Origin of the sequence: Pseudomonas sp. NPDC089996 (genome assembly GCF_044748405.1) — a bacterium.
Lineage (GTDB): Bacteria > Pseudomonadota > Gammaproteobacteria > Pseudomonadales > Pseudomonadaceae > Aquipseudomonas.
Genome location: NZ_JBIVGA010000021.1, coordinates 1 through 13,722, shown reverse-complemented (window position 1 = coordinate 13,722; position 13,722 = coordinate 1). Strand labels below are relative to the sequence as shown.

General features: G+C 61.7%; 14 protein-coding genes. 2 read left to right on the top strand and 12 right to left on the bottom strand.

The genetic code is table 11. The features are described from left to right. Genes ACIPW4_RS25065 through ACIPW4_RS25055 form a run of 3 tightly spaced genes read right to left on the bottom strand, consistent with a single transcriptional unit; the run spans position 1 to position 1,297 of the window. On the bottom strand, positions 1-474 hold the full coding sequence (locus ACIPW4_RS25065; RefSeq protein ID WP_400662788.1) for a hypothetical protein: 474 nt from the start codon (positions 472-474) through the stop codon (positions 1-3). Next, positions 471-1,118, bottom strand: coding sequence for a PilW family protein (locus tag ACIPW4_RS25060; RefSeq protein ID WP_400662785.1), 648 nt, complete (start codon positions 1,116-1,118; stop codon positions 471-473). The genes ACIPW4_RS25065 and ACIPW4_RS25060 overlap by 4 nt, the downstream gene beginning before the upstream one ends. Beyond that, entirely contained in the window at positions 1,115-1,297 is a 183-nt protein-coding gene (locus ACIPW4_RS25055) for a prepilin-type N-terminal cleavage/methylation domain-containing protein (protein ID WP_400662782.1), read from the bottom strand. The genes ACIPW4_RS25060 and ACIPW4_RS25055 overlap by 4 nt, the downstream gene beginning before the upstream one ends. Positions 1,298-1,406: 109 nt before the next feature. Here ACIPW4_RS25055 and ACIPW4_RS25050 point away from each other — a divergent pair, with 109 nt between their 5' ends. Then, the gene (locus ACIPW4_RS25050) at positions 1,407-1,886 is read left to right on the top strand and encodes a GspH/FimT family pseudopilin (RefSeq protein WP_400662779.1); all 480 of its coding nucleotides are present in this window, start codon (positions 1,407-1,409) and stop codon (positions 1,884-1,886) included. 1 nt (position 1,887) lies between these two features. On the opposite strand, the gene ispH is transcribed toward ACIPW4_RS25050, so the two are convergent. From ispH to murJ, 6 genes are all read right to left on the bottom strand, one after another. Next, entirely contained in the window at positions 1,888-2,835 is a 948-nt protein-coding gene (gene ispH / locus ACIPW4_RS25045) for a 4-hydroxy-3-methylbut-2-enyl diphosphate reductase (protein ID WP_400662776.1), read from the bottom strand. A gap of 14 nt (positions 2,836-2,849) precedes the next feature. Next, complete coding sequence (gene fkpB / locus ACIPW4_RS25040) at positions 2,850-3,287, bottom strand: FKBP-type peptidyl-prolyl cis-trans isomerase (RefSeq protein WP_400662773.1); 438 nt, start codon at positions 3,285-3,287, stop codon at positions 2,850-2,852. Then, positions 3,280-3,795, bottom strand: a complete 516-nt coding sequence (gene lspA / locus ACIPW4_RS25035) for a signal peptidase II (RefSeq protein ID WP_400662770.1) — start codon at positions 3,793-3,795, stop codon at positions 3,280-3,282. Before lspA ends, fkpB begins: the two co-directional genes overlap by 8 nt. Beyond that, positions 3,788-6,619 carry an isoleucine--tRNA ligase gene (gene ileS / locus ACIPW4_RS25030; RefSeq protein WP_400662767.1) on the bottom strand — a complete coding sequence of 944 codons (2,832 nt, stop codon included), beginning with the start codon at positions 6,617-6,619 and terminating at the stop codon, positions 3,788-3,790. Before ileS ends, lspA begins: the two co-directional genes overlap by 8 nt. Then, positions 6,616-7,566 carry a bifunctional riboflavin kinase/FAD synthetase gene (gene ribF / locus ACIPW4_RS25025; RefSeq protein ID WP_400662764.1) on the bottom strand — a complete coding sequence of 317 codons (951 nt, stop codon included), beginning with the start codon at positions 7,564-7,566 and terminating at the stop codon, positions 6,616-6,618. The genes ileS and ribF overlap by 4 nt, the downstream gene beginning before the upstream one ends. Positions 7,567-7,684: 118 nt before the next feature. Then, a complete protein-coding gene (gene murJ / locus ACIPW4_RS25020; RefSeq protein ID WP_400662761.1) occupies positions 7,685-9,223 on the bottom strand; it encodes a murein biosynthesis integral membrane protein MurJ in 1,539 nt (512 codons plus the stop codon). Positions 9,224-9,473: 250 nt separating this feature from the next. On the opposite strand from murJ, the gene rpsT reads away from it, so the two are divergent. Next, entirely contained in the window at positions 9,474-9,752 is a 279-nt protein-coding gene (gene rpsT, locus ACIPW4_RS25015) for a 30S ribosomal protein S20 (RefSeq protein WP_003247625.1), read from the top strand. 202 nt (positions 9,753-9,954) lie between these two features. Here the strand turns inward: rpsT and ACIPW4_RS25010 are convergent, their stop codons facing one another. The 3 genes from ACIPW4_RS25010 to ACIPW4_RS25000 are packed head-to-tail and all read right to left on the bottom strand — an operon-like array spanning position 9,955 to position 13,517. Next, the gene (locus tag ACIPW4_RS25010; RefSeq protein ID WP_400662758.1) at positions 9,955-12,255 is read right to left on the bottom strand and encodes an MlaD family protein; all 2,301 of its coding nucleotides are present in this window, start codon (positions 12,253-12,255) and stop codon (positions 9,955-9,957) included. Then, the gene (locus ACIPW4_RS25005; RefSeq protein WP_400662755.1) at positions 12,248-12,871 is read right to left on the bottom strand and encodes a paraquat-inducible protein A; all 624 of its coding nucleotides are present in this window, start codon (positions 12,869-12,871) and stop codon (positions 12,248-12,250) included. The genes ACIPW4_RS25010 and ACIPW4_RS25005 overlap by 8 nt, the downstream gene beginning before the upstream one ends. Continuing rightward, on the bottom strand, positions 12,858-13,517 hold the full coding sequence (locus ACIPW4_RS25000; protein ID WP_400662752.1) for a paraquat-inducible protein A: 660 nt from the start codon (positions 13,515-13,517) through the stop codon (positions 12,858-12,860). The genes ACIPW4_RS25005 and ACIPW4_RS25000 overlap by 14 nt, the downstream gene beginning before the upstream one ends. Between the last annotated feature and the right edge of the window lie 205 nt (positions 13,518-13,722).

Here is a 13,722-nt window from a genome sequence, read left to right as displayed (position 1 = left end):
TCAGTCCTGCCTCAGTCTTTGCCGCCAGAGGATGCGCTGGGGAGCTTGTGGTTGAGCGGTTGGTATGGCGTAGACGGCTTCAAGCACCTGGCGAGCGGCCAATTGCTGGCTGACGGCTGTTATTCGATACAGGGTGACCTTTTCGCCCTCGGGCATGTGGGCGGCGCGCTCCGTTGTCCCCAGGTTCTGCAGGTGAAAGTAGCCGTCTCTGACGCTTTGCCATTGGCCTGACAGATCGTGGGGGTGCGGTGGAGGTTTGCAGTCGCTGCACTTGCCCGGAGGCGAATGCAGGAGTCCTTCAACGCCTGCTTGCAACACGGCTTCTGCTTCTTCAAATGCCTGCAGGGCGTCTTCCATCGCGCCAGTCATTCGCGTCTCGAGCAAGGCATCGCGAAGGGCTGAGGCCGCCAGCAAAGCCAAGAGCAGGCTCAGTACCAGAGATAGCAGCAGAACCATTCCCCGTTGGCGGCTCATGAGTCGAAGCCCGAATTTCTCAGTGCCACGCTGAGTTCATGGCGCTGCTCAAGTTGTAACGTCGGCTCGAATAACGTCAGCCTTAGATCCACCCTCCCGCCGCCTGGTGCATCAACCTGCGTAACCTGCATCTCACGCACATGTTCGATCAGTGGCTGGGAGCCTCCTCCCCATATGAATTGAAGGGTTGAGCCGCGTAGTTCATAGCGATGACGACTGATACGCAGAGCCATCAGCTTTCCCGTGGGCGAAGGGGGATCTTTGTGCACTCGGGATTCCGTACGGCAGTCAGTCACCAGCGTCCAGTCCGGCCTACCTGTATGTTCAACTGTCTCCCCGACCACCAGTTCGAGGCTGGACGGACCAATCAACAGTGGCTGCGCAAATGCCTGCCGAGCCATCGGATCGACGAAGTCATCGTGTTTCAGTCGCAGGCAACCGAACATCCCTGCCATGCGGATATCCTGCGCCATCCGCAGCAGCGCCAGACGCGCATCATCCTGCAGGCGTAGTGCGGCGCCTTGAAGACGCCATGTTTGATGGGCGGAAACGAACAGCTGACTGGCAGCCGACAGCACCATCAGCCCGATTGCCAGCGCCTGCATCACCTCCAGTAAACCGAAGCCGGCTTGCATACGCCTCATTGCCGACCCCGTTCACGTTCGCTGTGCGCCGCCAATGCCGCCTGCCCGTCACGGCGCGCTTCGTCGGTTGCTCGCAATGCCTTCAATTGCAACGCTGCTGAAGCGAACGAACCCACAGCCACCACAACGACCGCCAACAACACTTCCAGAAGCGTCATGCCCCTCTGTTTCTTGTGCATCCCTGCACCTCCTGCGACTTTTCCCGCAATTGTCTTGAACTTGGTCGACTGGACCTCCTGCCCAACGACCGTGAAGCTATAGCCAAGCACTTCCAGGGAGGAATGCACGGTGAGGCAACGTGGTGTAACACTGATTCAAATGATGTTCGCCCTGGCCATGGCCGCGTTACTGACGCAACTCGGTATGCCTGCCTACGCGAAGCTGAGCGATGACCTGCACAGGGCGGCGGCAGCTCGGGATCTGGCACAGGCACTGCGCAGTGCACGCAGCCATGCCATGCTGCAAAGCCAGCCGGTGCTTGTGCGACCGTTGGAAAATGACTGGAGCAAGGGCTGGATCGTGCAACTCGAGCACAATCAGCAAGTGCTGCGTGAACACCGTTTGATGCGCTCGATACGAATCGCCGAAAACACCAAGGGACAGGTGAAATTCAGTGCTCTGGGTATAACTGCGGGGCGATTCGGCGCGACACTGAAAGTATGCGAGCGCTCTTCAGCGAGCAGCAGGTACCAGGTGGTGATATCAAGGGCAGGCAGAGTCGACCTGCGCACAAAAGAAGAAAGAGACCCCCTGTGCGCAGGCCGCTGACTCAGATCAGCGAGCGAACCCGCAACTCTTTGGGCATGGAGAACGTGATGTTCTCCGGCCGCCCATCCAGCTCCTCGGCGCCGGTAGCGCCCCATGCCTTGAGCTGTTCGATCACACCCTGCACCAACACCTCGGGGGCCGAAGCACCGGCAGTGATGCCCACCCGCTGCGCCTTTTCAAACCAGGCTCGCTGCATGTCCTCCGCGCCATCGATCAGATAGGCCGGGGTGCCCATGCGCTCTGCCAGCTCGCGCAGGCGGTTGGAGTTGGAGCTGTTGGGGCTGCCAACCACCAGCAATACATCACACTCGTCAGCCAGTTGCTTCACAGCGTCCTGGCGGTTTTGCGTGGCGTAGCAGATGTCGTCCTTGCGCGGGCCGCCGATGTTCGGGAAGCGTGCCCGCAGTGCATCGATGACGCGGCTGGTGTCGTCCATCGACAGCGTGGTCTGGGTAACGAAAGCCAGGTGGTCCGGGTCGTTCACCTGCAACTGGGCAACATCGTCTTCGTCTTCGACGAGGTAGATGGCCCCCCCGTTGCTGACGTCGTATTGCCCCATGGTGCCTTCGACTTCCGGATGCCCCTCGTGACCGATGAGAATGCACTCACGGCCATCGCGGCTGTACTTGGCCACTTCGATGTGCACCTTGGTGACCAGCGGGCAGGTCGCGTCAAACACTTTCAGGCCACGGCCGGCAGCTTCCTGGCGCACGGCCTGGGAAACACCGTGGGCACTGAAGATGACGATGACGTCGTCCGGCACCTGGTCCAGCTCTTCGACGAAGATGGCGCCACGGTTGCGCAGGTCTTCCACCACGAACTTGTTGTGCACCACTTCGTGACGCACATAGATCGGCGGGCCGAAGACTTCCAGCGCGCGGTTGACGATTTCGATCGCCCGGTCGACCCCCGCGCAGAAGCCGCGCGGGTTGGCGAGTTTGATTTGCATGCTCGGCTCCAGGCTTACAGGCCCTTGACCTCGAGGATCTCCACCTCGAAGGTCAGGGTCTTTCCAGCCAGTGGGTGATTGAAGTCGATGGTCACCTGATTGTCATCGAAGGCTTTGACCACACCCGGTAGCTCGGTGTTGGCGGCGTCGTTGAAGATGATCAGCAGCCCGTCGGACAGCTCCATGCCTTCGAACTGGGACCGTGGCATGACTTGCACGTTCTGTGGGTTGGGCTGGCCGAAGGCATTCTCCGGGGCCACCACCACGGTGCGCTTGTCACCGGCCTTGAAGCCGAACAGGGCACTCTCGAAGCCTGGCAGCAGGTTGCCGTCGCCGACCTTGAAGGTGGCCGGGGCCTTGTCGAACGTGCTGTCGACGGTGTCGCCGTTTTCCAGGTGCAGCGCGAAGTGCAGGGTGACTTCGGTGTTCTGGCCGATACGGGTGTCAGTCATGGACCGGATCCTCGGACTTCTTGCTCTTGAACATATCCAGCGCCAGCATCACCGCACCAACGGTGATGGCGCTGTCGGCCACGTTGAAGGCCGGGAAGCGGTAGGTGTTGTGCCAGTGCACCAGGATGAAGTCGACCACGTGGCCAAGCACGATACGGTCGTACAGGTTGCCAATGGCACCACCCAGTACCAGCGCCAGCGCCACGGCCAGCCAGGTCTCGTTGCGCCCCAGGCGCTTGAGCCAGACCACCAGCACCGAACTGACCACCACGGCGATCAGGGCGAACAGCCAACGCTGCCAGCCCGAACTGTCGGCCAGGAAGCTGAACGCAGCGCCGGTGTTGTAGGCCAGGGTCCAGCTGAAGTAGTCAGGAATGACGACGATTTGCTGGTACATGGTCAACGCGTTGTTGAAGTAAAGCTTGGTGGCCTGGTCGATGACCAGGACCAGCAAGCTCAACCAGAGCCATGCAAGGCGCCCGAAGCGCCCCGCCGCAGGGTTAGGCATAGTGGCGCACCTCACCGGAGCCGCTCAGGTTGTCGACACAACGGCTGCAGATTTCCGGGTGTTCCGGGTGGCTGCCGACGTCAGCCCGGAAGTGCCAGCAACGGCCGCACTTGACGTGGCCAGACTTGACCACCTGCAGCTTGAGGCCTTCGACTTCGGTGGCCACGGCTTCGGCCGGGGCCTGGGCGAACGGCACGACGCTGGCGGCCGAGGTGATCAGCACGAAGCGCAGTTCGTCGCCCAGCTTGTCCAGGTCGGCGCTCAGGCCTTCCTCGGCGAACAGGGTGACTTCGGCCTGCAGGTTGCCGCCGATGACTTTGGCGGTACGCTGGTTCTCCAGCTCCTTGTTGACCGCAGCTTTAACGGCCATTACGCGGTCCCAGTAGGCGCGGTCCAGTTCGGTGCCTTCCGGCAGCTCGGTCAGGCCCTGGTACCAGCCATTGAGCATCACCGATTCGTTGCGCTCGCCCGGCAGGTACTGCCAGATCTCGTCGGCGGTGAACGCCAGGATCGGCGCGATCCAGCGCACCAGCGCTTCGCTGATGTGGTACAGCGCAGTCTGGCAGGAACGTCGGGCGACACTGTTGGCGCCGGTGGTGTACTGGCGGTCCTTGATGATGTCGAGGTAGAAGCCGCCCAGCTCCTGCACGCAGAAGTTGTGGATCTTCGAGTAGACGTTCCAGAAGCGGTATTCGCCGTAGTGCTCTTCCAGCTCGCGCTGCAGCAGCAGGGTACGGTCCACCGCCCAGCGGTCCAGGGCCAGCATGTCTTCCGGGGCCAGCAGGTCGCGGGACGGGTCGAAGCCGGACAGGTTGGAGAGCAGGAAGCGCGCGGTGTTGCGGATGCGGCGGTAGGCATCGGCGCTGCGTTGCAGGATCTGCTCGGAAACGGCCATCTCGCCCGAATAGTCGGTCGCCGAAACCCACAGGCGCAGGATGTCGGCACCCAGGGTGTTGTTGACCTTCTCCGGCTCGATGGTGTTGCCCAGCGACTTGGACATCTTGCGGCCGTTTTCATCCACAGTGAAGCCGTGGGTCAGAAGTTCGCGATACGGCGCGTGGCCGTCGATGGCGCAGCCGGTCAGCAAGGAAGAGTGGAACCAGCCGCGGTGCTGGTCGGAACCTTCCAGATACAGGTCGGCGCGCGGGCCAGTGGCGTGGCCGATATCGTGCGAGCCACGCAGCACGTGCCAGTGGGTGGTACCGGAGTCGAACCAGACGTCCAGGGTATCGGCGATCTTGTCGTACTGACCGACTTCGTCACCCAGCAGTTCGGCGGCGTCCAGCTTGAACCAGGCTTCGATGCCCTCTTGCTCGACGCGCTTGGCCACGGCTTCCATCAACTCGACGGTACGCGGGTGCAGCTCGCCGGTCTGCTTGTGCAGGAAGAACGGGATCGGCACGCCCCAGTTGCGCTGACGCGAGATACACCAGTCTGGGCGGTTGGCGATCATCGAGTGCAGGCGCGCCTGGCCCCAGGCCGGAACGAACTTGGTGTCTTCGATGGCTTTGAGTGCACGCTCGCGCAGCGGCTCGCCGGTGCTCGGCTGCTTGTCCATACCGACGAACCACTGCGCGGTGGCGCGGTAGATCAGCGGGGTCTTGTGGCGCCAGCAGTGCATGTAGCTGTGGCTGATGGTTTCGGTGTGCATCAGCGCGCCGACTTCGCTCAGCTTGTCGACGATGGCCGGGTTGGCCTTCCAGATGAACTGGCCGCCGAAGAAAGGCAGCGACTCGACGTACACGCCGTTGCTCTGCACCGGGGTGAGAATGTCGTCGTTGACCATGCCGTAGCGCTTGCAGGTGACGAAGTCGTCTTCACCGTAGGCAGGTGCCGAGTGCACTACGCCGGTACCGGCGCCCAGTTCGACGTAGTCGGCCAGGTAGACAGGCGACAGGCGGTCGTAGAACGGGTGACGGAAGTTCACCAGCTCCAGGGCCGAACCCGGGGCGGTGGCGATAACCGAACCTTCCAGGTTGTAGCGCTTGAGGCACGACTCGACCAGCTCTTCAGCCAGCACCAGCAGGCGCTCGCCGGTATCGACCAGGGCGTACTTGAACTCCGGGTGGATGTTCAGCGCCTGGTTGGCCGGGATGGTCCACGGGGTGGTGGTCCAGATCACGATGGCGGCTGGCTTGGCCAGCGACGCCAGGCCGAAGGCGGCGGCCAGCTTGGCCTCATCGGCGACCGGGAACGCCACGTCGATGGTCTGGGATTTCTTGTCGGCGTATTCGACTTCGGCTTCAGCCAGGGCCGAGCCGCAATCGAAACACCAGTTCACAGGCTTGAGGCCCTTGAACACGAAGCCTTGCTTGACCATCTCGGCCAGAGCACGGATTTCACCGGCCTCGTTGGCGAAGTTCATGGTCTTGTAGGGGTTGTCCCAATCACCCAGCACGCCCAGGCGGATGAACTCGGTCTTCTGCCCTTCGATCTGCTCGGCGGCGTACTCGCGGCACAGCTCGCGGGTACGGTCGGCAGTCAGGTGCTTGCCGTGGGTGACCTCGACCTTGTGCTCGATTGGCAGGCCGTGGCAGTCCCAGCCCGGTACGTACGGCGCATCGAAGCCGGACAGGGTCTTGGAACGGACGATCATGTCCTTGAGGATCTTGTTCAGCGCATGACCGATGTGAATCTTGCCGTTGGCATAGGGCGGGCCGTCGTGCAGGACGAACTTCGGACGATCCTTGCCAATTTCGCGCAGCTTCTGGTACAGGCCAATGCTGTCCCAGCGCTGCAGGATCTGCGGTTCGCGCTGAGGCAGGCCGGCCTTCATGGGGAAGGCGGTGTCCGGAAGGTTTAGCGTGGCTTTGTAGTCGGTCATTTCAGGCTCTTGGTTAGCGGTTGAGCGTGCCAATGTGCACGTGCGGCGGCGATATCCGCATCGATCGCCGACTTCAGCGCCTCCAGGGAGGCGAATCGCTGCTCTTCACGCAGCTTGTGGTGGAATTCCACCGTCAGGCGCCGGCCATACAGATCGCCGGCATAATCCAGTAGATGAATCTCGAGGTGCGGGCGGCCGTCACCGGCCACCGTCGGGCGCACGCCAATGTTGCCGACACCCGGCCAGGCCTTGCCGTCGATCTCGATGCTGGCCAGGTAGACCCCGGACAGCGGCACACGGCGACGCTTGAGCTGGATGTTGGCGGTCGGCGTACCAAGCTGGCGGGCCAGCTTCTGGCCATGCAGCACGCGGCCAGTAATACGATATGGCCGGCCCAGCAAGTGCTCGGCCAGCTCGAAGTCGCCCTCGGCCAGCGCCTTGCGCACTTCGGTGCTGCTGACCCGCAGGCCGTCCTGGATCACCGTGTTGGCCGCTTCGACGGTAAACCCGTGCTGCTTGCCAGCGGCGACCAGGAAGGCGAAGTCGCCGGCGCGATCGCAGCCGAAGCGGAAGTCGTCGCCCACTTCCAGGTGACGTACGCCCAGGCCGTCGACCAGGATCGCCTTGACGAAGTCATCGGCGCTGAGCTTGCTCAAGCGCTGGTTGAACGCCAGGCACAGAACCCGGTCGATGCCTTCTGCGGCCAGCAGCTCGACCTTGTCGCGCAAGCGCGCCAGGCGGGCGGGCGCGGTGTCCGGGGCGAAGTACTCGCGCGGCTGCGGTTCGAAGATCACCACGCACGTCGGCAGGCCCAATTCCTGGCCGCGCTCGCGCAGGCGCGCCAGGATCGCCTGGTGGCCGCGGTGAACCCCGTCGAAGTTGCCAATGGTGGCGACACAGCCCCGGTGCTCGGGGCGCAGGTTGTGAAGACCTCGAACCAGCTGCATAACGCGCTTCTTGCTCATAAAGTGGCCGATTATAACCACACCCGGGCGCTGGTGACAGGCAGCAGCGCCAAGGGGTGGCGTGGAATGCGAAAAACCGACGCCTGACCCGCCTTCAAGCTCAATGCAGGGCCTTGCGGGCAAAATGCCGGGGACGGAAACCACACAAGTACAGGCAACCGAAATAGGTCACAACACCCGCCGCGATCAACGCGCCCAGGCGCAGGAACCGCTGCAGCATGTTGCCCTGTTCCCAGGCCGGCAGGTAGTGCATGCCCAGCAACAGCACTGCGGTCATCAGGCTGACTGCCAGCACCAGTTTGAGCAGGTACATCGCCCAGCCCGGCTGTGGCTGAAACAACTGCTGGCTGCGCAGCTTCCAGAACAGCAGGCCCGCGTTAAGGCAGGCGCCCAGGCTGATGGCCAGGGCCAGGCCGGCGTGCTGCAGCGGGCCGACCAGCGCCAGGTTGAACAGCTGGGTGCAGACCAGGGTGAAGACGGCGATCTTCACCGGGGTACGGATATTCTGCTGCGCATAAAAGCCTGGTGCCAGTACCTTGACCAGAATGATCGCCAGCAGGCCGACCGAGTAGGCAATCAGCGCGCGCTGGGTCATCGCGGCGTCGAAGGCGCTGAACTTGCCGTACTGGAACAACGCCACGGTCAGCGGCTCGGCGAGGATCGCCAGGGCCAGGGTGCACGGCAGCACCAGCAGGAAGCACAGGCGCAGGCCCCAGTCCATGATCCGCGAATACTCTTCGCGGTCCTTGTTGGCGTAGGTCTTGGCCAGGGTCGGCAGCAGGATGGTACCCAAGGCCACGCCCAGCACGCCGGACGGCAGTTCCATGAGGCGATCGGCGTAGTACATCCACGACACTGAACCGGCCACCAGGAAGGAGGCGAAGATGGTGTTGATGATCAGCGAGATCTGGCTCACAGACACCCCGAGGATCGCCGGCAACATCTGCTTGAGCACCCGCCACACACCCGCGTCGCGCAGGTTGAGACGTGGCAGCACGAGCATGCCGATCTTCTTCAGTGCTGGCAGTTGATACAGCAACTGCGCCAGGCCACCGGCCAGCACGCCCCAGGCCAGGGCCATGATCGGCGGGTCGAAATATGGCGTGAGCAGCAAGGCGAAGATGATCATCGCCACGTTGAGCAAGGTCGGGGTGAACGCCGGGACCGAAAAGCGGTTCCAGGTGTTGAGAATCGCGCCGGCCAGGGACGACAGCGAAATCAGCAATATATAAGGGAAGGTCACCCGCAGCAGGTCGGTGGTCAGCGCGTATTTCTCGGCACTGTCGACGAAGCCGGGGGCAGTGGCCCAGACCACCCAGGGCGCGGCGAGGATGCCGACGGCCGTGACCAGGGCCAGTACCAGGGTCAGCAGGCCGCTGACGTAGGCGATGAAGGTGCGCGTGGCCTCCTCGCCCTGCTGGGTCTTGTATTCGGCCAGGATCGGCACGAACGCCTGGGAAAATGCCCCTTCGGCAAAGATCCGTCGCAGCAGGTTGGGCAGTTTGAAAGCGATGAAGAAGGCATCGGTGGCGATACCGGCACCGAAAACACGGGCCAGGATGGTGTCGCGCACGAAGCCCAGTACCCGCGAAATCATGGTGATGGAGCTGACTGCAGCGAGGGATTTGAGCAGATTCATCGAAAAGATTCACGCCAGGGACAGAGGGCGCTGCCAGACAGCGTCCGAATGTGCGATACTCCCGCGCCTTCGCAGGGGAGCCAAAAAATCCCGAGTTTACAGGTAGCACGGCAGAAAGGAATATTTCCCGCCTGTTACTGCACCACTCGGCGGAACCCTGCAGGTGGCCTTGACATCCGGTCGACTCATCGGCATGATTCGCGGCCTATTTTGTTTGCTATTTACCTAAAGTCTTTCGAGGAGCTCGACGGTGGCCAACACACCTTCCGCCAAGAAACGTGCAAAACAGGCTGAGAAGCGTCGCAGCCACAACGCCAGCCTGCGTTCCATGGTCCGCACCTACATCAAGAATGTAGTTAAAGCCATCGACGCAAAAGACGCCGAAAAAGCGCAAGCCGCTTACGTTCTGGCTGTACCTGTAATCGACCGTATGGCCGACAAAGGTATCATCCACAAGAACAAAGCTGCTCGCCACAAAGGCCGTCTGAATGGCCACATCAAGGCACTGAAAGAAGCTGCAGCTGCCTAAGCGACGCTTGTCGAAAAAACCGACCCTAGGGTCGGTTTTTTTATGCCTGTAATTTCTTGCTGATACATCGCACTCTTGCAGGAGCGGCCTTGTGTCGCGAAAGGGCGCGCAGCGGCCCCGGCAATCTATGCTGGGGCGGAGATTTTTGGGGCCGCTGCGCGCCCCTTTCGCGACACAAGGCCGCTCCTACGCGGTATTGCAGCTACTTGGCGATCTGGATCTTCGGTGCCCACTGCAGCCAGGCATCTTCCGGCTTGTCGAACAAGGCGAAGGTCTGCTGCGGCCGTGCCGGGTTGCCCATCTGCTCGCCCTCAGGCGTGGCAAATGCAATACCGCCATCGATGAGCGTCTCCAGCGACTCCGTACGCACCGTAGCGCCCTTGAACAGCCCCCAATCGAAGCCGAAACCACTGCTGTTCCAGAACCGGCTACCGCCGCGCACCAGGGCGGCATAACGCGGCTCGATCAGAATATGGATCAATACACGATCCGCAGTCTGGCCCAGCTCGAAGCCGGTCACCTTGCCCACCGCCACCTCGCGATAGGTAACAGGCACTCCCGGCTTGATCGAACCACGTCGCGGCGCACTCAGGGTCAACGGCAGGCCGATTTCCTCCCCTGCGATTTCGGGCGCTTCGCCCAGCGCAATGAAATCACGCTGCGGTCCCTTGTCCTTCACCGCCGGCTGCACTTCGATGTACTGCCCACCAATCAGGGTATCGAGGTTCTCGGTACGCACGAGCCCAAGTGCCGGCTTGACCACCCAGAATTGCGTGCCAGCACGGGCGATGCGCTCAGCCGCCTCGGTAATACGTGCCCGCAGCAGCACCGCCTGCAAGTCCTTTGTCAGGTCCACGCTCTCGACGCTCCCCACATCCAGGCCACGGAAGCGGATTGGCGTACCCGGCTTGAGGCCGTCGGCCCGGTCTACCCGAATGGTGACCAGGGTACCGGTACGGTTCACCGCCTCTTGGCTCTCCATCAGCCGGAAGCGTGGGATATGGCGCTTGAGCGCAACATTGGGTGTAGGCGTATCGAAGGCGATACCGCCAGCCATGAGGGTCTGTAGCGACTCACTCTTGATCTTGATACCCGACAGGCCGCCGGTCAGGGTAATACCACTGACGTTCCAGAAGCGCGAGGAGCCATTGACCAGGTTCTCGTATTCCTTCTCGATGTGCACACCAATCAGGATGCGCTTGCTGTTGCGGGCAAACTGATAGCTCTGCACGCTACCTACCTTGACCTGCCGGTACATCACCGGGCTGCCTACCTCCAGCGAGCCCAGCGTATCGGCGAACAGCACCAGGTGCAGGCCGGGGGCTTTCAGGTCCAGCGGCGGCGCCTTGGGCCGGGCCTCGAACTCGCGCTGCGGCTTGGCGCCTTTCTCGCCTGGGCGAATGGCAATGTAGTTACCCTTGACCAACGCTTCCAGGCCCGTGATACCGGCAAGGGAGATGGAAGGCTTGACCACCCAGAACTGCGTACCATCGACCAGGTAGTCCTCGGCCAACGGGTCCAGGGTCAGCTCGGCCGTGGCACTGGCCAGGTTGTCTTCCATCTTCAGGGTTTTAAGCGAGCCGACCTGAATACCTTTGTACATGACTGGCGTACGGCCGGCCTGCAGGCCCTCGTAGTCGCTCAGTTTCACTTTGACACGGATACCCGCCTGGGCCGCATCGAAGTCTTCATACAAGCGGAACGGCAGGCTCGGGTCGGTCGGTGGGCTGTCCTTGCGATACTCTGGCGTGGCGAAGGCGATACCGCCGGCGACAATGCTCGACAGCGACTCGCTGCGCACTTTCACACCCGACAGATCAGCGTCGATACTGATGCCGCTGGCATTCCAGAAACGCGTGTGCTTGCGCACCAGGCTGGCATAGGCCGGCTCGATGAACACTTTGACCTCGACCGTGCTCTGGTCTTCGGAAAGGCGATAGCTTTTCACCCGGCCAACCTGGATCTGCTTGTAGAACACCGGGCTGTCCCGATTGAGCGAACCCAGGCGCTCGGCCTTCAGGGTCAGGTGCAAACCAGGCTCGGAATCGGACAGCGGTGGTGCAACCTTCAATGCGGTAAAGCGCTTGGTCAACTCACCCTCACCCGGGCTCACCGCGATGTAATTGCCCGACACCAGCGTTTCCAGGCCAGAGATACCGGCCAGGCTGACACTTGGCTTGACCAGCCAGAAGCGCGTGCCCTTGTTCAGGTGCGGCTCGGCGGCTTTGTTCATCTCGATGGTGGCGATCACCCCCTGCTTCTCGCCCTCTGCATCCAGCACGAGTTTGGTGACCTTGCCCACCGACATGCCTTTGAAGATCACCTCGGTCTTGTTGGCGACGATGCCCTCGCCGGTCTCGAAACGCACTTCGATCTCCACGCCAGCGTCGCGATAGGCCTGCCAGGCCAGCCAGCCACCGATCATCAGTGCGATCAGCGGCAGGATCCAGATGGCCGACCAATTCGAGGCAGGGCGGGTTTTAGCCGTTGGCATGTCACTCATGGTCGTCATCCGACTCCGTGTTATCCCAGATCAGTCGGGGATCGAAAGTTAAAGCAGCAAGCATCGTGAGGATCACCACAGTTGCGAAGGCGACAGCGCCCAGGTTGGCTTCGACACTGGCGATACGGCCGAAATTCACCACTGCCACCAGAATGGCGATGACGAAGATGTCCAGCATGGACCAGCGCCCTATGAACTCGATGAAGCGGTACATCAGGATCCTTTGCCTTGCCGACAGTGGCTGGCGACGCTGGACCGAATACAGCAGCAGAGCGATGCCCACCAGCTTGAAAGTGGGCACGAGGATGCTGGCAATGAACACCACAGCGGCGATAGGCAACATGCCGTGCTTGAGCAAGGTGATGACGCCGGACATGATGGTGTCGCCGCTACCCTGCCCCAGGGTGCTGACAGTCATGATCGGCAACAGGTTGGCCGGGATGTACAGAATCGAAGCGGTGATCAGCAGCGCCCAGGTACGGATGATGCTGTTGGGTCGGCGCCCGTGCACGATGGCGCCGCAGCGCGTACAGGTCTGCGAATCGCTCTCGGCATCCTGACGGTTCAGTTCATGACACTCATTGCAGACCAGAATGCCTGCATCAATCGCCCGCATGGAGATCCTCCCCCGACAACGCGCTCCAGATCTGGTGTGGCGACATCACCACTTCGAGCCAGACCTGGATCAGCAACAGGCTGATGAAACAGAACAGGCCAAGGCCAACGGTCAGCTCGGCCAGGTCCACGAGCTTGACGATCGCCACCAGCACGCCCATGAAGTAGACCTCGAGCATGCCCCAGTCGCGCAGGTGGTGATAGATGCGGTAGAACAGCAGGCCGTAACTGCGCCCGACATTCAGGCGAATGCTCAGCAGCACGGCCAGCTGACACAGCAACTTGAGCAAGGGGATGGCCATGCTGCACAGGAACACCACCACGGCGACGCCGCGCATTTCCGAGTTGTACAGGCCTAGCACGCCACTCCAGACGGTATCGTCCGAAGTCTGGCCAAGCAGGTGTAACTGCATAATGGGCAGGAAGTTGGCCGGCACGAATAGCAGCAAGGCGGTCAGCACCAGAGCAAGGCTGCGATTGACCACATTGTATCGGTGGGCGTACAGCTCGTAGCCACAGCGTGGGCATTGGGCTTTTTCGCCATGTTGCAGCACCGGCTTGCGCATCAACAGATCGCATTCGTGGCAAGCAACCAGTTCGTCCAGCGGTAACTGGTCCAAGGCTTCGGTTTTGAAGGGATCGGGCATCTCGAGATTCTGAATAGGTACGTCGGCTCTATTCTAGTGTTCCGAGCTCGAAATGTGGGAGCCGACTAAAGCCTGTCACGATCCCCGGAAAGACAAAACCCCTACCTGCGTGCGCAGATAGGGGTTTTGCGAAATGAATCTTGACGATGACCTACTCTCACATGGGGAAACCCCACACTACCATCGGCGATGCATCGTTTCACTG

Coding starts and splice junctions, on each gene's coding strand:
- ACIPW4_RS25065 (WP_400662788.1), bottom strand. CDS start 474: ATGAGCCGCCAACGGGGAATGGTTCTGCTGCTATCTCTGGTACTGAGC.
- ACIPW4_RS25060 (WP_400662785.1), bottom strand. CDS start 1,118: ATGAGGCGTATGCAAGCCGGCTTCGGTTTACTGGAGGTGATGCAGGCG.
- ACIPW4_RS25055 (WP_400662782.1), bottom strand. CDS start 1,297: ATGCACAAGAAACAGAGGGGCATGACGCTTCTGGAAGTGTTGTTGGCG.
- ispH (WP_400662776.1), bottom strand. CDS start 2,835: ATGCAAATCAAACTCGCCAACCCGCGCGGCTTCTGCGCGGGGGTCGAC.
- fkpB (WP_400662773.1), bottom strand. CDS start 3,287: ATGACTGACACCCGTATCGGCCAGAACACCGAAGTCACCCTGCACTTC.
- lspA (WP_400662770.1), bottom strand. CDS start 3,795: ATGCCTAACCCTGCGGCGGGGCGCTTCGGGCGCCTTGCATGGCTCTGG.
- ileS (WP_400662767.1), bottom strand. CDS start 6,619: ATGACCGACTACAAAGCCACGCTAAACCTTCCGGACACCGCCTTCCCC.
- ribF (WP_400662764.1), bottom strand. CDS start 7,566: ATGCAGCTGGTTCGAGGTCTTCACAACCTGCGCCCCGAGCACCGGGGC.
- murJ (WP_400662761.1), bottom strand. CDS start 9,223: ATGAATCTGCTCAAATCCCTCGCTGCAGTCAGCTCCATCACCATGATT.
- ACIPW4_RS25010 (WP_400662758.1), bottom strand. CDS start 12,255: ATGAGTGACATGCCAACGGCTAAAACCCGCCCTGCCTCGAATTGGTCG.
- ACIPW4_RS25005 (WP_400662755.1), bottom strand. CDS start 12,871: ATGCGGGCGATTGATGCAGGCATTCTGGTCTGCAATGAGTGTCATGAA.
- ACIPW4_RS25000 (WP_400662752.1), bottom strand. CDS start 13,517: ATGCCCGATCCCTTCAAAACCGAAGCCTTGGACCAGTTACCGCTGGAC.